The sequence below is a fragment of the Microbacterium sp. GXF0217 genome, assembly GCF_054798195.1.
In genome coordinates, this window is the sequence record NZ_JBSJZG010000002.1 from 94,111 (window position 1) to 111,334 (window position 17,224).

A 17,224-nucleotide genomic window follows, 5' to 3' on the forward strand; every position below is an offset into this window, starting at 1 on the left:
ATGCAACCGGGGGCGGGTCGGCCGTATTCCGAAGCGACGGTCCGCTCAGGCCGCGGGCAGCCGCGGAATCGCCGAGACCAGCGTGCGCGCGTAGTCGGTCTGCGGTGCGCTCAGGATGCCGCGGGTCGGTCCCTCCTCGACGACGCGTCCGTCGCGGAGCACGACCGTCCGCTCGCACAGCGCCGCCACCGCACTCAGATCGTGGGACACCATGACGAGCGCCAGGCCGGTTTCGGCGCGGAGCGTCCGCAGCAGATCGATCACCTGGATGCGGGTCGTGACGTCGAGCGCGCTCACCGGTTCGTCGGCGAGCAGCACCCGCGGCTGCGACACGATCGCCCGCGCGATCGCGATGCGCTGCCGCTGCCCGCCGGAGAACTCGTGCGGGTACCGCCCGAGCACATCGGCGTCGAGGCCGACCGATCGGACGGCATCCGCCACCGCCGTCCTGGCCGTCTCCCCGCGGGCGATGCCGAGCGAACGCAGCGGTTCGCCGACGATGCGGTCGATGCGCTGCCGGGGGTCGAGCGACGAGTACGGGTCCTGGAAGACCGTCTGCACGTCGGCACGGAAGCGCCGCATGAGCGCCCGGTCGCGCGTGTTCAGCGGCTGCCCGTCGAACAGCACCTCGCCCTCGTGAGGCGCGGCGAGACCGAGCAGCAGCGAGAAGATCGTCGACTTGCCCGCCCCGGATTCGCCGACGAGCCCGACGGCCTCGCCCTCGGCGACCTGCAGCGAGACGGTGTCGATGACCGTGCGCTGGCCGTACGCGAAGCGCGTGTCGCGCAGCTCGAGAATGCTCATCGTCCGCTCCCCTCGGAACCATCGGATGCCGTCGGCTCGTCGAGCGCGGCATCCAGAGCCCTGGCGCTCGCGACCAGCGCCGTCGTATACGGATCGTGCGGGGCGGAGATGATCTGCCCCACCAGGCCCTGCTCGACGGACCGTCCTCGTTGCATCACGATCACCCGATCGGTCATGCGGGCGACGACCGCGAGGTCGTGGCTGATGAACAGCAGCGCCATGTCGCGGTCGGCGACCAGGCGGTCGAGGAGCGTGAGGATCTCGTCCTGCACGGTGACATCGAGCGCGGTGGTCGGCTCGTCGGCGATCAGGAGCTTCGGATGCCCGGCCAGCGCGATCGCGGTCGCGACCCGCTGCCGTTGCCCGCCGGACAGCTCGTGCGGATAGGCGCGGGCGATGCGCTCGTCCGGGAGCGAGACGTCGGCCAGGGCGGTGCGCACGGCATCCTGCAGCTCCTGTCCGCGCAGGCCGAGGTGACGGCGCATCGGCTCGGCGATCTGACGGCCCACCCGCATGAGCGGATCGAGGGCGGTCAGCGGCTCCTGGAAGAGCAGCGCGGCGACGGGTCCGCGCAGCGGCCGCAGGGCTCGGTCGGACGCGCCGATGACCTCGGTGCCGTCGAGCCGGACGGACCCGGATGCCGTGAGTCCAGCGCCCAGCAGACCGGTGGCGGCGAGCGAGGTGACCGACTTGCCCGAGCCGGACTCGCCGATGATGCCGACGCGCTCACCCGCGGCGACGGCGAACGACACGTCGTCGACCACCCGGCGTCCGCCGGCGGTCACCGTGAGTCCGGTGATCTCGAGAAGGCTCATCGTGACCTCCTGCGGGTCGGGTCGGCGAAATCGCGCAGACCGTCGGCGACGAAGTTCACGCCGAGCACGAGCACGACGAGGGCGATCCCCGGCGCGATCGCACCGACCGGCGCGGTGAGTACGGTGCCCTGCGCCTCCTGCAGCAGTCGACCCCACGATGCGTTCGGCGGCGGAGCGCCGAGCCCGAGGTACGACAGGCTCGCCTCGGCGAGGACCGCCGCACCGAACTGCAGGGCGAGGCTCACGCCGAGCGTCGGCCAGATGTTGGGCAGCACGTGGAACGCCACGATCCCCGGCCACCGCGTGCCGCTGGTCTTCGCCGCAGTGATGAACTGCTCGTGCAGCACGCGGCGGGCGAGGATGCGGGTGAGCCGTGCGATGACGGCCGACATGGCGAGTCCGATCGCGAGGATCGCCGACCACAGCGACGCCCCCTGCACGGCGACGACGAGCATGGCCAGCAGCAGCACGGGGAAGGCGATGATGACATCCAGCGCTGCCGACATCGAGTCGTCGATCCACGGGCGGGCGAACGCGGCGATGAGGCCGATCGTGATCCCCAGCACCGCCGCCAGCGCGACGGATCCGATGCCGACGATGAGCGCGATGCGCGCGCCGATCATGAGCTGCGTGAGCAGATCGCGGCCGAGCTTGTCCGTGCCCAGCAGATGCGTGCCGCTCGGCCCTTCGAGGCGGCCGCCGCTGATGTCGCTCGGCGTGTACGGCAGCCACAGCAGCGATACGACGGCCAGCAGCACGATGAGTCCGGTGAGGCACAGGCCCACCACGAGGGTCGTGCGGCTGCCGCTGCGGCGCCGGGGCGCTGCATCCTCGATCTGCTCCACGACGCCCGTCATCGTGCACCGGCCACTCGTGCGCGCAGCCGAGGATCGATGAGCCGCTGGGAGATGTCGGCGAGGAAGCCGACCAGTAGGACGAACACCGTCGACACGACCAGGACGCCCTGGATGTTCGCGAAGTCGTGCTGCTCGATACCGGTCAGCAGCATGCTGCCGAGGCCGGGAAGGGTGAAGACGGCCTCGACGACGACCGCGCCCAGCAGCGTGGTGGACAGCTCGATGCCGAGGACGGCGATCACGGGCACGGCGCCGTTGCGGACCCCGTGGCGCAGCAGTGCTTCGCCGAGGCCGGCACCTCCCGCGCGGGCGGTGCGCAGGTAATCGCTGCCGAGCACGTCGAGCGTGGCGGCGCGCACGTAGCGCGACAGCGACGCGCTCATGACGATCGCCACCGTGAGAACCGGCAGCACGAGGGAGCGCAGCGCATCCGCCGGATCCTCCCAGTCATCCCGAGGAAAGCCGCCGGAGGGGAGGACGCCGAGACCGAGGGCGAACACCCACACCAGCAGGATGCCGACCCAGAACACCGGAACAGCGATGCCGAGCTGCGAGAAGCCGGACAGCACCGTGCCGTACCAGGTGTCGGCCTTCACCGCGGCGGTGATGCCGATCACGAGCGACAGCAGCAGCGCCAGGCCGAAGGCGAGGAGCGTGAGCGGCAACGTGATCTGCAGGCGTGCCGCGATCTCGGGACCGACCGGCAGCGTGCTGATGTATGACTCGCCCAGATCGAACCGCACCATCTGGCCCGCCCACAGCGCGAACTGCTCGATGAGCGGTCGGTCGGAGCCCACCTGCGCTCGTGCCGCGGCGATCTGCTCGGGGGTCGCGTCCACCGACAGCAGGGCGTTCGCCGGGTCGCCTGGCAGCAGCCGGAGCAGCACGAAGATCACCATCATGGCGACGACGAGCGACACCAGGAGGAAGGCCGAGCGGCGGAGCAGATACGTGAGCATGAGGGGCGTGAGGATCGCGGGGCGGATGCGTCAGCATCCTGCCCCGCGATCCGAAGGGGTCAGGACTTGACGATGTCGTAAGCGAAGAACTGCGAGTTCAGACCGTTGACCGGGTACCCGCTGAGGTCGCTGGAAGCGACCACGATCTGCGGGTAGAGGTACAACCATACGCTCGCCGCATCCTCGGCGATCTTCTCGTTGACCTGCTTCAGGAGCGCGGTCTGCTCATCGGTCGTCGCCGCCTGCTCGGCGCCGGCCACCCACTGCTGCACGTCCGCGTCGTCGTACCCCCAGTAGAAGTCGGGGTTGCCGTACCAGACGACATCGCGGTCGTTGACGTGCTCCTGCAGCGTCGCCTCGAAGTCGCGCTCCTGGAAGACCTTCGTGTACCACTCGTCGGCGCTGATCGTGTTGATGTTCACCGTGATGCCGACCTCGGCGAGCTGCGACTGCAGGAACTCGGCGACGACGGGGTGCGGGTCGTAGCTCGGGGTGTCGAGGGTGAACTCGAAACCGTCCGGGTAGCCGGCCTCGGCGAGCTGCTGCTTCGCGAGGTCGACGTCGTACGGGTTGACGTCCGTGAGGTCCTCGTACCAGGGGTCGGTCGGGGGCACCATCGAGCCGATCAGCGTGCCGTAGTCGCCCCAGATCGAGGTGAGCAGCTTCTCGGTGTCGATGGCCGAGTACACGGCCTTGCGCACCAGCGCGTCGTCGAACGGAGCGACGCGGTCGTTGAACGCGAGCAGCTCCTTCGTCGTCGACGTGCCCTCGCTGATCGTGTACTCGTCGTTCGAGGCGAACTGCTCGAGCGCGTCAGGGCTCTGGATGCTGGTGATCACATCGATCTCGCCCGTGAGCAGCGCGTTGTTCTGCGCGGTCGCCTCGGTGAAGTACGTGAAGACGAGCTCGCCGTTCGCCGCAGGCTCCCCCCAGTAGTCGTCCCAGCGGGTCAGGGTCAGGGTGCTGCCCTGCTTCCACTCGTCGAGCGTGTAGGGGCCGGTGCCGTCCTCGGTGGTGGTGAGATCCTCGGCATCCGCGTTCACGATCCAGATGTACGCGAGGTTGTACAGGAACGAGATCGAGCGCTGCGAGAGCGTGAAGACGACGGTGCTGTCATCGGGCGTCTCGATGCCGGAGATCACCGTGAAAGCCGACTTGCGGGCGGACTTCGAGTCCTCTGCGGTGACGGCCTCGACGCTCGCCTTCACGTCGGCCGAGGTCAGCGCCTTGCCGGAGTGGAACGTCACGTCGTCGCGCAGCGTGATCGTGTAGGTGAGGCCGTCTTCTGAGACCTCTTCGCTCGCGGCGAGCAGCGGCTCGACCTCGCCGTCGTCGGTGAGCTTGTACAGCCCCTCGTAGACGTTGCCGTTGAACGCCTCGGTGACGCCCTGGCCGCCGCCCTGCGTGTTGCTGAGGTTCTGCGGCTCGTAGAGCGAGCCGATGTAGACGGTGGCGTCGGCGGCGTCCTCGGCGGAGGGCGTGCTGGATGAGCAGCCGGCGAGGACGAGGGCCGAGGCGACGATGGTCGCCGCAAGCGCGAGCGGAGTTCTCACAGGGGTCTCCTGGGGGTTCGGGGAGGGATTTCGGGTGGGATCAGGATGCCGCGGCTCAGGCCGTGTAGATATCGAAGTCGTCGACGAAGACGACGTTCTTCTCTCCGGCGCGGATCGGCTGGGCGAACCGGTTCTGCGCAGGCGGCAGCGGGCAGTTGTACTGCGCCGAGAATCCGCACGGCGGCACGAACGCGCGGTTGAAGTCGAGCACGACGGATCCGGCGTCGCCGAAACCGGCCTCGTCATCGCGCCGCACGAACAGGAAGCGTCCGGATCCGTACGTCTCGGTGCCGTTGGTCTGGTCGCCGAAGACGAGCAGCAGCGTGCCGCCGTCGTCGAACGCGGCGAGGTGGTGCTCGGTGCCGTCCAGCGTGAACGTGATGTCGCCGGGGACGGCGAGATCGCGCGTTCCGCCGTTGTCGCGGATGTGCTCGAACGGCACGGTGCGGCCGGCATCCACCGGAGCGAAGTGCGCCTCGATGACCCAGGCCGGGTCGTACTCGTACGCGTCGATGCGGTCGTAGGCGCGGATCGCGGGGGAATCGGCATCCCAGAACCGCAGGCCGTACTCGGGCGCGCCGGTGGAGATGTCGGTGCGCTGGAGCGGAGTCACGGTGACGGATTCCGGTGCGGCGGCCTGCGCGGCTGCGAGGTCGGGGCGCTCCTGGCCGATCCAGCGCGTCTCGACGAGTGCGAGGTTGCCGGTGGGCCGTGCGACGGAGGCGTGGCGTTCGTTGCGCCAGCGGGCGTGGTCTTCTTCGGGTGCAGACATGACTGTTCCAGGGTACGGGCGTGAGGAGATCGCGCCGTGATCCGGCGTCACCGAGGGGAACACACGCGGTGCCCGCGGCATTCCGCCAGGGGTGCTGATTCCCGTCGCACTTCGTGCCGCTTCAGGTGTCGTGTGTGTCGTTCCGGTCGCACTTCGTGCTGCTCCGTCCGCTCTGAAGCGGCAGGAACTGCGACCGGAGGGTCGACCGGGCGACTGGATCGGGTCAGTGCGCGGTCGCGACGCCGATCGCGTCGTGCACGATCACGGCGGCCACGCGCGCACCGGCACCCGCGGCGACGATCAGCTGCTGGGGGCCGGGGGCTGCGGCATCCCCTGCGGCGTACAGCCCTGGCACGTCGGTGCGTCCGTTGCGATCCGTGACAAGGTGCCCCGACTCGTCGAGGGCGGGCGCGATGCCGTCGAGGAAGGCGAGGTTCGTGTCCCACTCCGGGCGCACGAATCCGCCATCGACCGGCACGCGCGTGCCGTCGGCGAGCACGATCGCCTCCAGCCTTCCGCGCTCTCCGACGAGTTCTGCGATCGGATGCCGAGCCACATCGATGCCCGCGGCGGCGAGCTCCGCCTCTTCGGCCGTCGAGACGACGTCCGCGCCGTTCGTGAAGACGGTGAGGTGCGGCGTCCACCGGGCAATCAACCGGGCGCGGTCGGCGAGATCCGCGGATTCGCCGATCAGGGCGAGCGGGCGGTCGCGCAGGTCCCATGCGTCGCACGCCGCGCAGCTGAACAGGCTCATGCCGTAGAAGCCGCGCAGGTTCGGCACGTCGGGGAGCGTCTCGCGCAGCCCGGTCGCGAGCAGCACCGTCCGCGCCCTCACGGTCGACGACGCCTCGCGGCGGCCGATCCCGGCGACGAACGCATCGTCCTCCCGCGACAGCGAAGCCACGACGACGCGCGAGCGCACCTCGACGTCCGAGTAGGCCATGAGCTCCTCTCGGGCGAGCCGGCGCAGCTCGTGCGGCGGGATGCCGTCGCGTGTGAGGAACCCGTGCGAGTTCAGCGTCGCCGCATTGCGCGGGCGGTCGGCGTCGATCACGAGCACGCGCATGAGCGCGCGCCCGAGGTTCAGCGCGGCCGAGAGCCCGGCAGGCCCGCCGCCGATCACGAGGACGTCGTAGACGGAATCGTCAGTCATGCCCGTCGCCCTGAGGGGGGAGTGCGGCGACCACAGGGTGGTCGAAATCGTAGACGCCGACCTTGGCCGCGCCGCCGGGGGATCCGATCTCCTCGAAGAACTCGACGTTCGCCTTGTAGTAGTCGGTCCACTCCTCGGGGAGGTCGTCCTCGTAGTAGATCGCCTCGACCGGGCAGACCGGCTCGCAGGCGCCGCAGTCCACGCATTCATCCGGGTGGATGTAGAGCGAGCGCTCGCCCTCGTAGATGCAGTCCACAGGACACTCGTCGATGCAGGCGCGATCTTTCACATCGACGCACGGCAGCGCGATGACGTAGGTCATGAGACCAGCGCTCCGTCCCGCGACACCGCCACCTGCTCGTCGCGGGGGACGACCTTGACGCGCTCGCGGGAGTGCTCGTGCGTCTCGCCGAGGTGACGCTCGTGAGCGTCCAGGGCGAGCCAGCCGTCCCATGTCGTGTACTCGGTCCCGCGCTCGTCGAGAAGCTCGAGCACGTCGGGACCGTCGGCCGCCGAGAGCAGCCCGGCCTCGGCATCCGCCACCAGGTGGGTGATCGTCTCGAGGGCGTCGGACTTGGTGTGGCCGATGAGTCCGACCGGACCGCGCTTGATCCAGCCGGTCGCGTACAGGCCGGACTCGTCGTCCACGCGTCCGCCGTCGTTCGGAACCACGCCTCGGACGCCGTCGAACGGTGCGCCGTTGACCTGCGTGCCGTAGTAGCCGACCGCGCGGTAGACCGCCTGGATCGGGTACTCGCGGATCTCGTCGGTGATGACGAGGTTGCCCTCGGCATCCGTTGTGGTGCGGGCGAAGCGGATGCTCTCGACCTGTCCGTCTCCCTCGATCGAGACGGGCGCGTGCCAGAAGTGCAGGTGCAGGCGGCGCGACGCCCCCTGCGACGATGCCGCGGACTCCGCCTTCTGACGGTCGCGCCAGCTGTTGAGCGTGCGCAGCATGACCTTGAGCTGGTTGTTGGATGCCGCGGCGGGGTCGACGCCGTCGAAGTCCTCCTCGTGCAGCACGATGTCGACGTCGCGCACCTCGCCGAGCTCGCGCAGCTCGATCGGGGTGAACTTGATGTCGGCGGGGCCGCGCCGACCGAAGACGTGCACGTCGGTGACGGCGGAGGACTCGAGGCCCGCGAGCACGTTGTCGGGGACCTCGGTCGAGCGCAGGTCCACGGCGTGCTTGGCGAGCACGCGGGCGACGTCGAGCGCCACGTTGCCGTTGCCGATCACGGCGACCTCGCGCGCCTCGAGCGGCCAGGTGCGTGCGACGTCGGGGTGGCCGTCGAACCAGGCGACGAAGTCGGCGGCGCCGTACGAGCCGGGCAGGTCGACACCGGGGATGCTGAGCGCGGCGTCGCGGATCGCGCCGGTCGCCAGGATCACCGCGTGGTACTGCTCGCGCAGCTCGTCCAGGGCGATGTCGCGGCCCACCTCGACGTTGCCGATGAAGCGGATGGTGCGGCGCGCGCCCTTCTCGGCGCCCTCCTCCGTCTCGGGGAAGGCGTCCAGCATCTCGTGCAGCGAGTTCACGATGCCCTTGATGCGGGGGTGGTCGGGTGCGACGCCGTAGCGGATGAGGCCGTAGGGCGCGGGGAGCGACTCGAACAGGTCGATCTCGACGCCCTGAATCGGTCCGTGAGCCTGTCGGACGGCCGTGACCGCGTTCGCGAGGAGGTTGCCGGCGTAGATGCCGGCGGGCCCGGCGCCGACGATCGCGACGCGCAGAACAAGAGGAGAGGAGGACATGGGCATGGCCTTTCGGGGTGCCGCTCCGCGGAGCGTGCGAACGGGGTCAGATCACGTAGTCGAGAGTGCTGTCGATCGCCCGGCCGAGGCCGGTGTCGACCGCGAGTCCGGCATCCATCGCCTCGAACCAGCGGGCGCGGGGTGCGGACTCGGAAGCCGGTTCGGAGGCCGGGAGGGATGCCGCGTGCGGGCTGAGCCGCACCACATCGCCGACCACCACGACGGCTGGCGAGCGGACCTGGCGGATCGCGGCGAGGTGCGCGATCGTGCCGAGCGTGCCGATCGTCACGCGCTCGTTCGCGCCGTAGCCGTCCTCGACGATCGCGACGGGGCACGCAGCGCCGCGCGGACCGGAGGCGAGCACATGCGCCGAGTGGCCCAGGGTGTTCACGCCCATGAGCAGCACGACCGTGTGGTCGCTCTTCGACTGGCTCAAGGTCCCGCCCGGGGCGATCTGGTCATGCGCGCTCACGATCGTGAACGACGTCGACACACCGCGATGCGTGAGAGGGATGCCGGCGACAGCCGGGACCGAGATGGCACTCGTGACGCCGGGGACGACGTCGACCGCCACCCCGGCCTCCTCGCAGAACAGCTGCTCCTCGCGTCCGCGTCCGAAGATGAACGGGTCGCCGCCCTTGAGGCGCACGACGCGCTTGCCCTCGGTGGCGAGCTGCACGAGCAGCGCGTTGATGCCGTCCTGGGGCACCGTGTGGTGCCCTGGCAGCTTGCCGACATCGATCACCTCGGCGGTGAGGGCGGTGCCCTCCGCTGCGAGCTGGTCCAGTACGGCGCGGGCGCCGAGCCGGTCGGCGACGATGACATCCGCCTCCTCGAGGGCGCGGAGCCCGCGAAGCGTCAGCAGTCCGGCATCCCCGGGGCCAGCGCCGACGAGCGTCACGCGACCGGTCATCGTGCACCTCCGGGGGCGAGCCCGCGGCTGCGCAGCAGACGCCGTTCGAGCGGCCCGAACAGGACGAGTTCGATGAGGATGCCGATCGCGAGGATCACGAGGATCGTTCCGAGGACGCCTGCGAGGTCCGCGAGCTCACGGGTCTGCTGCAGCATCGTGCCGACGCCGAAGCCCATGGTGCCGGCGCCCGTGATGATCTCGGCAGCCATCAGCGAACGCCACGAGAACGCCCACCCCTGCTTGAGGCCCGCGAGGTAGCCGGGCAGGGCCGCGGGGAGGATCACCGCGGTGGCGAGCTGCCAGCGGCTTGCGCCCAGCACGATGCCCGCGCGGCGCAGCTGCGGCGGCACCTGGTCGATGCCGGAGAGCAGGCCGTTGATGATCGAGGGGATCGCGCCCATGAGGATCACGAAGTAGACGGTGGCGTCGCTGAGGCCGAACCAGATGATGGCGGCGGGCACCCAGGCGACCGAGGGCAGCACCTGCAGGCCGGAGATGAGCGGGCCGGCGGCGCGGCGCAGCGCCTTCCACTCGGCGAGCAGCAGTCCGAGCGGGGTGCCGATGACGATCGCGATGAGGAAGCCGAGGATGCCGCGTTCGAGGCTCGTCGCGACGGCCTCCTGGAGGCGTCCGGATTCCCAGGCGTCGCCGAGCGCGGCAGCCACCTGCAGGGGGCCGGGGGAGATGTCCGGCCGCGGCTGGGCGATCACGACGTACAGCTGCCAGGCGGCCAGCAGCGCGACGAGCAGGATGATCGGCGGCAGCACTTTGCCCACGACGTTGCGCCAGGGCGACGAGCGCTGGTCCTCTTCGCTCTGCAGCCGGTCGAGTCCGGCGGAGAGCGTGTCGAGCTCGTCCGCGCCGGAGGCGGCGGGGGTCTTGACGGTCTCAAGCGGCATTGCGTCGGATCTCCTCGCGCAGCTCGGTGGTGATCTCGGCGGCCAGTGCCGAGACCTCCGGCGATTCGATGCGCCGCCCGGCGGTGCCGCCGAGCTTCCACTCCCTGGCGATCCGGCCAGGGCGGCTGGAGAGCAGGATGACGCGCTGGCCCAGGCGTGCGGCCTCGCGCACATTGTGCGTGACGAACACGATGGTGCGCCCGGTGGCGCGCCAGACCCGCTCCAGCTCTTCGTGCAGCAGGTCGCGGGTGATGGCGTCGAGCGCGGCGAACGGCTCGTCCATCAGCAGCACGGAGCGATCCTGAGCGAGCGCGCGCGCGAGGGCGACACGCTGGCGCATGCCTCCGGAGAGCTCGTGCGGACGCTTGTCTCCGGCATCCGCCAAGTTGACCGTTCCGAGCAGGCGCCGTGCCTCCTCGCGGCGCTCCGCACGAGGGACGCCGCGCAGGCGCAGCGCGAGCTCGACGTTGCGGCGGGCGGTCAGCCACGGCATCAGGGCGGACTCCTGGAACATCACGGCCGCGCCGCTGCTGGGCACGGAGATCGACCCGCTCGACACCGGCTCGAGGCCCGCGATGAGGTTCAGCAGCGTCGACTTTCCGCATCCGGATGCCCCGAGCAGGCACACGAACTCGCCGGGAGCGATGTCGAGAGACACGTCATCGAGGACGACGGGGCCGGTTCCGAAGCGCTTCGTGACGTGGTCGATCCGCACGATCGGCTCCACCGGAGCGGATGCCGGGGCGATCGGAGTCACGCCGTCGAAGCTCGGCCCCAGCGAGGACGCACCCTTCGGCCGTTCCTGGGTCGCTGCCAGGGAGTTGTCGGTGGTCGCTGAGCGGCCCTCCGGGGTGCGCGTCATCATTCGTCCCCGAGGCCGCCCGCGGAGACCGGCTGCTGGCCGTCCTCCTCGAGCAGCGCGTTCAGCGCGGTCAGGTCGAAGAGCCCGTCGATGGACCCGTCCTTCTGCGTGCCGGCGGCGAGGCCGTTCTCGACCAGGGTCGTGAACGTCTCCGCGTGCGGGTCGACCGTGAACGTCACGTTCTCGAGAGCCCGGGTCAGCACCTCGTCGGAGAGCCCCTTGCCCGTGGCGTCCGTCAGTGCCGTGTTGATCACCTCTGGGGCTTCGGCGGCGTTCTCGTCGAGCCAGGCGACGGATGCGATGTGACCCTCGAGGAGCTTCTCGACGACGTCGGGGTGGTCCTCGGCGAACTCGGCACGGACGAGCAGCACGGTCGTCGGGAAGGCGCCGTCGTCCCAGAGGTCCGCTTCGTCCACGAGCACGTGCGCGCCGGCATCCACGATCAGGCGCGAGACCCACGGTTCGGGCAGCCAGGCGCCGTCGACCTCGCCCTGCTGGAACAGCGTCAGCGTCTGGGCGTTCTCGGTCGGGGTGATGGTGACATCGCCGCCGCCGGAGGTCGAGGTCTCGAAGCCCTCGTCCGCGAGCCAGCTGCGCAGCGCGACATCCTGCGTGTTGCCCAGCTGCGGGCTCGCGATGTTCGTGCCCTCGAGATCCGCGACATCGTCGATCCCGTCGCGGACGACCAGCGCCGCACCGCCGGAGGTGGCCCCGGCGATGATGTGCGCTGACTGACCGCCGGACTGGATGAACGTGTTGATCGACGGGTTCGGGCCGATGTAGGTCGCGTCGATCGCACCGGCCGAGAGGGCTTCGATCGCGGCGGGGCCGGCGTTGAAGATCTCGGTCTTGAGCTCGATGTCGTCGCCGAGCGCGTCGGCGAACAGCCCCTCCTCGACGCCGACCAGGGCCGGTGCGTGGGTGACGTTGGCGAAGTAGCCGAGGCGGACCTCGTCGACGGACTCTGCTTCGGTGCCTGGCGCGGAGGAAGCGCAGCCGGCGAGCATCATGGCCCCGAGTCCTAGCGCGGTGAGAGCGGTGGTCTTGCGGGTGATCTTCACGGTTTCGCCTCCTTAGACGGTGAGGGGTGGTGCAGGTTCAGTCGACGACGGTGGCGGCGGCGAGCGTCGCCCCATCGACGGGGTGGATGAGCAGCAGCGAGCCGGCGGCGCGGTTCACCGCGTACGGCTCGAGCGGCAGGTCGGCGGCGAAGCGCAGGCGCACGCGGCCGATCTCGTTCACGGCGAGGCGTTCGGCCGCCTCATGCTCGAGGGTCTCGAGGTCGCGGCGGTCGACGATCTCGGCGATCAGCGCCTGCACCGTGGACGTGCCGTGCTTGACGAGCACTTTGGCGCCGGGAACGGTGTCGCGCGTGTCGAGCTGGAACACCTCGACGACGGCTTCGCGACGAGGCACCGGTGCCGTGCCGGCTGCCGCGATGACGGCGCCGCGGGCGGCATCCACCTCGTCGGCGAGCGTCACCGAGATCGATTGCGCTGCCGCGGCCGACTCGGCCTCGTGGCCGGCGACTCGGATGCCGGTGATCACGGTCTCGTGTCCGCCGGGCAGCACCTCGACGCGGTCGCCGATGCGGACGGTGCCCGATGACACACGACCGGCGAAGCCGCGGTAGTCGCGGTAGCGCTCGGCTTCCTCCGCAGGGATGCGGGGGTCGAGGCCGCCCTGCGGGCGCAGCACCAGCTGCACGGGAAGGCGGAACGCGGCATCCGCCGATTCGGTCTCCTCCTGCGTCGGCAGGGTCTCGAGCAGCTCGATCAGCGTCGGGCCGGTGTACCAGGGCGTCTGCGGCGACCGGTCCACGACGTTGTCGCCTTCCAGCGCCGACACCGGAAGCACGTGGATGCCGGACAGTCCGAGCTGCTCGGCGACCCGCTCGGCCTCGAGCTCGATCGCGACGAAGCGGTCCTCGTCGTAGCCGGTGAGGTCGATCTTGTTGACCGCGACGATCACGTGCGCGACTCGCAGCAGCGAGACGACGGCGAGGTGCCGTCGGGTCTGCTCGATCACGCCCTTGCGCGCGTCGACCAGCACGATCACGGCATCCGCGGTCGCGGAGCCGGTGACCATGTTGCGGGTGTACTGCACGTGACCGGGGCAGTCCGCCAGGACGAAGCTGCGCTGATCCGTGGCGAAGTAGCGGTACGCGACGTCGATCGTGATGCCCTGCTCGCGCTCGGCGCGCAGGCCGTCCGTCAGCAGGGCGAAGTCGAACTCGCCATGCGCGAAGCCGCGGGCACGGGACGTCGAGGCGACCTGCTCGAGCTGATCGGCGAGGATCGCCTTGGCGTCGTGCAGGAGTCGACCGACCAGGGTCGACTTGCCGTCGTCGACGGAGCCGGCCGTCGCGAACCGGAACAGTGTCGCCTGCGGGCTCGCCGAGCCTGCCCCGCTCGCTGCGTCCGTCGAAGCGTGGATGATGCTCATCAGAAGTACCCGTCCTTCTTGCGGTCCTCCATGGCGGCTTCGCTGATGCGATCGTCCGCACGGGTGGCGCCGCGCTCGGTGAGCGTCGACCGCGCGACCTCGGCGACGACGGATGCTGTGTCGACGGCATCCGATTCGACCGCACCGGTGCAGCTCATGTCGCCGACCGTCCGGTAGCGGACGACGCGGCGCTCGATCTCCTCGCCCTTCGACGGCTGGGCGAACTCGCCGACCGCCCACCACATGTTGTCGCGGCGGAAGACTTCGCGCTCGGATGCGTAGTACAGCGGCGGCAGCGCGATGTTCTCGCGCTCGATGTAGCGCCAGACATCGAGCTCGGTCCAGTTGGAGATCGGGAAGGCGCGCACGTGCTGACCGGGGAGGTGGCGGCCGTTGTACAGGCTCCACAGCTCGGGGCGCTGGTTGCGCGGGTCCCACTGGCCGAACTCGTCGCGCAGCGAGATGATGCGCTCCTTGGCGCGGGCCTTGTCCTCGTCGCGGCGCGCGCCGCCGAACACGGCGTCGTGCTTGCCCGCGGTGATCGCATCCAGCAGGGGCTGTGTCTGCAGCGTGTTGCGGGTGCCGTCCGGGCGCTCGGTGAGCCGGCCGTCGTCGATGTAGTCCTGCACGCTCGCGACCTCGAGGGTGAGGCCGAGGCGGGCGACGGTCTCGTCGCGGAACGCGATGACCTCGGGGAAGTTGTGCCCGGTGTCGACGTGCAGCACGGGGAACGGCACCCGGCCGGGGGCGAACGCCTTGGTCGCCAGGTGCAGCACGAGCACGGAGTCCTTGCCGCCGGAGAACAGCAGCACGGGGCGCTCGAACTCCGCGACGACCTCGCGGATGATGTGGATGGCTTCGGCCTCGAGCTGGTCGAGGGCGCTGAGTCTGCCCTCGGTCGCCGAGCGCGTCGAAGCGGCGGTCGTGTTGATCGTCATTCGTGCAGCCCGCATTCTGTCTTCGCCTGCCCGGCCCATCGGCCGGAGCGGGGGTCCTCGCCAGGGGCGACCTGCTTCGTGCAGGGTTCGCAGCCGATCGACGGGTACCCGAAGTTCACCAGCAGGTTCACCGGTGCCTTGTGCTCGGCGGCGTACTCCAGCACGTGGTCGAAGCTCCACGCCGCGACCGGGTTCACCTTCACCAGGCCGTTGCGCTCGTCCCAGGTGACGAGCGGAGTGTTCGTCCTGGTGGGGGCCTCGTCACGGCGCACGCCCGTGAACCACAGCTCGTACCCGCCGAGCGCGTCCTGGAGGGGAGCGACCTTGCGGCGCGCGCAGCAGAGCGCGGCGTCGCGTGCGAACAGCTTCGCGCCGAACTCGGCATCCTGCTCGGCGACCGTCTGGTCCGGTGTCACATCGACGATCCGCACGTCCAGCGCGCGCTCGACCTCGTCGCGCGTCGCGTAGGTCTCGGTGAAGTGGTAGCCGGTGTCGAGGAACAGCACGTCGACGCCGGGGAGGTGCTCGGCGACCAGGTGCGGCAGCGCGGCATCGGCCATCGAGCAGGCGACGGCGGCGGCATCCGCTCCGAAGTTGCGGGCGACCCAGGCGACGACCTCGGCGGCCGAGGCCTCGTGGTCGGTCAGGCTGCCGAGTTCCTCGTTGCCCTGTGCGGCGAGGGCGGCGAGCTCTTCCCTGGTGCGCCTGGTCCGGATGCGGGGGGCGAGACTGACGGTCATTGCAGTGCCTCCTCCTCGGCGCGGTGGGCCCACTGCGCGAAGCTCTCGCCGTCGACGCGGTCGGCCAGGTAGCGGCGGATGACGCGCTCGGCGTAGTCGGCGATGCCGTCAGCCGCGACCTTCAGCCCGCGCACGGTGCGGCCGAGGCCGGCCTCCGCGCGGTCGACGCCGGCGAGGCCGCCGCCGAGGTGCACCTGGTAGCCGGGCACCTGCTCGCCGTCGATCGAGACGAGCTGGCCCTTCAGGCCGATGTCGGCCGTCTGGATGCGGGCGCAGGAATTCGGGCATCCGTTCACGTGCAGCGTGATCGGGCGGCCGATCTCGGGCTCGAGGGCGCCGAGGCGCTCTTCGAGCTGCTCGATCGCGGTCGCGGCATTCGCCTTGGTCTCGACGATCGCGAGCTTGCAGTACTCGATGCCGGTGCAGGCGATCGTGCCGCGGCGGAACAGGCTCGGGCGCGCCGACAGGCCGATCGCGTCGAGGCCGGTGACCAGGGCGTCGATCTCGGCTTCGGGGATGTCGAGCACGAGCAGCTTCTGGTACGGCGTGGTGCGCACGCGCTGCGATCCGTGCACTTCGGCGAGATCCGCGAGGGCGGTCAGGGTGCTGCCCGAGACGCGGCCGACGAGCGGCGCCGCACCGACGTAGAACCGGCCGTCCTTCTGCTCGTGGATGCCGACGTGATCGCCGATCGTGGTCGGGATCGGGGCCGCGGGGCCATCAGGCAGCGGGCTCTCGAGGTACTCGGTCTCGAGTACGTCCCGGAACTTCTCGGTGCCCCAGTCGGCGAGCAGGAACTTCAGACGCGCCTTGTTGCGCAGGCGCCGATACCCGTAGTCCCGGAAGATCTGGGTGACGCCGTGCCACACCTCGGCGACACGGTCAGGGGCGACGAAGACGCCGAGGCGCTCGCCGAGGCGGGGGACGACCGAGAGTGCGCCGGCGACCCACAAATCGTAGCCGATGCCCAGTTCAGGATGCTCGACGGCGACGAACGCGCAGTCGTTGATCTCGTGCACGACGTCCTGGCTCGGGTGGCCGGTGATCGCGGTCTTGTACTTGCGCGGCAGGTTCGCGAGGGTCGGATCGCCGACGAAGCGCTCCGCGATCTCCTGGATCTGCGGCGTCGGGTCGATGAGCTCGTCGGCGGCGATGCCGGCGACGGGGGATCCGAGGATGACGCGGGGCACGTCGCCGCAGGCCTCGGTCGTGCTGAGCCCGACCGCTTCGAGGCGGCGCCAGATCTCGGGGACGTCCTCGACGCGGATCCAGTGCAGCTGGATGTTCTGCCGGTCGGTGAGGTCGGCGGAGTCGCGGGCGAACTCGGTGGAGATCTCACCGATCACGCGCAGCTGGTGAGTGGTGAGCTGGCCGCCATCGATGCGGACGCGCAGCATGAAGTACTCGTCCTCGAGCTCGTGCGGCTCGAGCTGGGCCGTGCGGCCGCCGTCGATGCCGGGCTTGCGCTGCGTGTACAGCCCCCACCACCGGAAACGGCCGTGCAGGTCGGTCGGATCGATCGACGCGAACCCGCCGACCGAATACTCGTTCTCGATGCGCTCGCGGACGTTGAGGCCGTTGTCTGCGAGTTTGAACTCCTCATTGCCGTTGAGGGGTTCCGTGCCGTCGACCAGCCACTGACCGTGCGGCTTGGTGGGCGTCCTGGTCGTGCGGGTGCGTGCACCGCGGATCGGGGTCTGCTGTGGCGTGGTCATGGAGGTGGCTCTCTGCACTGCTCGGCACTGCTCGTCGGAGATGG

17 protein-coding genes are annotated in these 17,224 nt (G+C 70.2%); all 17 read right to left on the reverse strand.

The features are described from left to right. Positions 1–45 precede the first annotated feature (45 nt). Positions 46–804, reverse strand: a complete 759-nt coding sequence (locus ACWAT3_RS03810; protein ID WP_460796006.1) for an ABC transporter ATP-binding protein — start codon at positions 802–804, stop codon at positions 46–48. Beyond that, the gene (locus ACWAT3_RS03815) at positions 801–1,619 is read right to left on the reverse strand and encodes an ABC transporter ATP-binding protein (RefSeq protein WP_460796007.1); all 819 of its coding nucleotides are present in this window, start codon (positions 1,617–1,619) and stop codon (positions 801–803) included. Before ACWAT3_RS03815 ends, ACWAT3_RS03810 begins: the two co-directional genes overlap by 4 nt. Continuing rightward, positions 1,616–2,476, reverse strand: coding sequence for an ABC transporter permease (locus ACWAT3_RS03820; RefSeq protein ID WP_460796009.1), 861 nt, complete (start codon positions 2,474–2,476; stop codon positions 1,616–1,618). Before ACWAT3_RS03820 ends, ACWAT3_RS03815 begins: the two co-directional genes overlap by 4 nt. Beyond that, entirely contained in the window at positions 2,473–3,435 is a 963-nt protein-coding gene (locus tag ACWAT3_RS03825; protein WP_460796010.1) for an ABC transporter permease, read from the reverse strand. The genes ACWAT3_RS03820 and ACWAT3_RS03825 overlap by 4 nt, the downstream gene beginning before the upstream one ends. Positions 3,436–3,494: 59 nt before the next feature. Next, complete coding sequence (locus tag ACWAT3_RS03830; protein WP_460796011.1) at positions 3,495–4,988, reverse strand: ABC transporter substrate-binding protein; 1,494 nt, start codon at positions 4,986–4,988, stop codon at positions 3,495–3,497. Between the two features lie 55 nt (positions 4,989–5,043). Then, the gene (locus tag ACWAT3_RS03835; RefSeq protein ID WP_460796013.1) at positions 5,044–5,760 is read right to left on the reverse strand and encodes a DUF1684 domain-containing protein; all 717 of its coding nucleotides are present in this window, start codon (positions 5,758–5,760) and stop codon (positions 5,044–5,046) included. 223 nt (positions 5,761–5,983) lie between these two features. Beyond that, the gene (locus ACWAT3_RS03840) at positions 5,984–6,913 is read right to left on the reverse strand and encodes an NAD(P)/FAD-dependent oxidoreductase (RefSeq protein ID WP_460796014.1); all 930 of its coding nucleotides are present in this window, start codon (positions 6,911–6,913) and stop codon (positions 5,984–5,986) included. Then, positions 6,906–7,235 carry a ferredoxin gene (fdxA, locus tag ACWAT3_RS03845; RefSeq protein WP_460796016.1) on the reverse strand — a complete coding sequence of 110 codons (330 nt, stop codon included), beginning with the start codon at positions 7,233–7,235 and terminating at the stop codon, positions 6,906–6,908. Before fdxA ends, ACWAT3_RS03840 begins: the two co-directional genes overlap by 8 nt. After that, positions 7,232–8,668, reverse strand: coding sequence for an FAD-dependent oxidoreductase (locus ACWAT3_RS03850; RefSeq protein WP_460796018.1), 1,437 nt, complete (start codon positions 8,666–8,668; stop codon positions 7,232–7,234). The genes fdxA and ACWAT3_RS03850 overlap by 4 nt, the downstream gene beginning before the upstream one ends. A 46-nt stretch (positions 8,669–8,714) precedes the next feature. Further along, on the reverse strand, positions 8,715–9,581 hold the full coding sequence (gene cobA / locus ACWAT3_RS03855; RefSeq protein WP_460796020.1) for a uroporphyrinogen-III C-methyltransferase: 867 nt from the start codon (positions 9,579–9,581) through the stop codon (positions 8,715–8,717). Then, the gene (locus ACWAT3_RS03860) at positions 9,578–10,480 is read right to left on the reverse strand and encodes an ABC transporter permease (protein ID WP_460796021.1); all 903 of its coding nucleotides are present in this window, start codon (positions 10,478–10,480) and stop codon (positions 9,578–9,580) included. The genes cobA and ACWAT3_RS03860 overlap by 4 nt, the downstream gene beginning before the upstream one ends. After that, positions 10,470–11,342, reverse strand: coding sequence for an ABC transporter ATP-binding protein (locus ACWAT3_RS03865; RefSeq protein ID WP_460796023.1), 873 nt, complete (start codon positions 11,340–11,342; stop codon positions 10,470–10,472). Before ACWAT3_RS03865 ends, ACWAT3_RS03860 begins: the two co-directional genes overlap by 11 nt. Next, a complete protein-coding gene (locus ACWAT3_RS03870) occupies positions 11,342–12,403 on the reverse strand; it encodes an ABC transporter substrate-binding protein (protein WP_460796025.1) in 1,062 nt (353 codons plus the stop codon). The genes ACWAT3_RS03865 and ACWAT3_RS03870 overlap by 1 nt, the downstream gene beginning before the upstream one ends. A 37-nt stretch (positions 12,404–12,440) precedes the next feature. Beyond that, positions 12,441–13,787, reverse strand: coding sequence for a sulfate adenylyltransferase subunit 1 (locus ACWAT3_RS03875; protein ID WP_460796027.1), 1,347 nt, complete (start codon positions 13,785–13,787; stop codon positions 12,441–12,443). Further along, positions 13,787–14,725 carry a sulfate adenylyltransferase subunit CysD gene (cysD, locus tag ACWAT3_RS03880; protein ID WP_460796029.1) on the reverse strand — a complete coding sequence of 313 codons (939 nt, stop codon included), beginning with the start codon at positions 14,723–14,725 and terminating at the stop codon, positions 13,787–13,789. The genes ACWAT3_RS03875 and cysD overlap by 1 nt, the downstream gene beginning before the upstream one ends. Then, positions 14,722–15,465 (reverse strand): phosphoadenylyl-sulfate reductase, encoded by a 744-nt coding sequence (locus ACWAT3_RS03885; protein ID WP_460796031.1) that lies wholly within the window; start codon positions 15,463–15,465, stop codon positions 14,722–14,724. The genes cysD and ACWAT3_RS03885 overlap by 4 nt, the downstream gene beginning before the upstream one ends. Next, entirely contained in the window at positions 15,462–17,180 is a 1,719-nt protein-coding gene (locus ACWAT3_RS03890; protein ID WP_460796033.1) for a nitrite/sulfite reductase, read from the reverse strand. Before ACWAT3_RS03890 ends, ACWAT3_RS03885 begins: the two co-directional genes overlap by 4 nt. Positions 17,181–17,224 lie beyond the last annotated feature (44 nt).

Excerpts from the sequence above, each read along its gene's own strand:
- ACWAT3_RS03860 (WP_460796021.1), bottom strand. The coding sequence starts at position 10,480 with ATGCCGCTTGAGACCGTCAAGACCCCCGCCGCCTCCGGCGCGGACGAG.
- cysD (WP_460796029.1), bottom strand. The coding sequence starts at position 14,725 with ATGACGATCAACACGACCGCCGCTTCGACGCGCTCGGCGACCGAGGGC.
- ACWAT3_RS03850 (WP_460796018.1), bottom strand. The coding sequence starts at position 8,668 with ATGTCCTCCTCTCCTCTTGTTCTGCGCGTCGCGATCGTCGGCGCCGGG.
- ACWAT3_RS03840 (WP_460796014.1), bottom strand. The coding sequence starts at position 6,913 with ATGACTGACGATTCCGTCTACGACGTCCTCGTGATCGGCGGCGGGCCT.
- ACWAT3_RS03825 (WP_460796010.1), bottom strand. The coding sequence starts at position 3,435 with ATGCTCACGTATCTGCTCCGCCGCTCGGCCTTCCTCCTGGTGTCGCTC.
- ACWAT3_RS03810 (WP_460796006.1), bottom strand. The coding sequence starts at position 804 with ATGAGCATTCTCGAGCTGCGCGACACGCGCTTCGCGTACGGCCAGCGC.
- ACWAT3_RS03865 (WP_460796023.1), bottom strand. The coding sequence starts at position 11,342 with ATGACGCGCACCCCGGAGGGCCGCTCAGCGACCACCGACAACTCCCTG.
- ACWAT3_RS03815 (WP_460796007.1), bottom strand. The coding sequence starts at position 1,619 with ATGAGCCTTCTCGAGATCACCGGACTCACGGTGACCGCCGGCGGACGC.
- ACWAT3_RS03820 (WP_460796009.1), bottom strand. The coding sequence starts at position 2,476 with ATGACGGGCGTCGTGGAGCAGATCGAGGATGCAGCGCCCCGGCGCCGC.
- ACWAT3_RS03885 (WP_460796031.1), bottom strand. The coding sequence starts at position 15,465 with ATGACCGTCAGTCTCGCCCCCCGCATCCGGACCAGGCGCACCAGGGAA.
- ACWAT3_RS03835 (WP_460796013.1), bottom strand. The coding sequence starts at position 5,760 with ATGTCTGCACCCGAAGAAGACCACGCCCGCTGGCGCAACGAACGCCAC.
- ACWAT3_RS03875 (WP_460796027.1), bottom strand. The coding sequence starts at position 13,787 with ATGAGCATCATCCACGCTTCGACGGACGCAGCGAGCGGGGCAGGCTCG.
- ACWAT3_RS03890 (WP_460796033.1), bottom strand. The coding sequence starts at position 17,180 with ATGACCACGCCACAGCAGACCCCGATCCGCGGTGCACGCACCCGCACG.
- cobA (WP_460796020.1), bottom strand. The coding sequence starts at position 9,581 with ATGACCGGTCGCGTGACGCTCGTCGGCGCTGGCCCCGGGGATGCCGGA.
- fdxA (WP_460796016.1), bottom strand. The coding sequence starts at position 7,235 with ATGACCTACGTCATCGCGCTGCCGTGCGTCGATGTGAAAGATCGCGCC.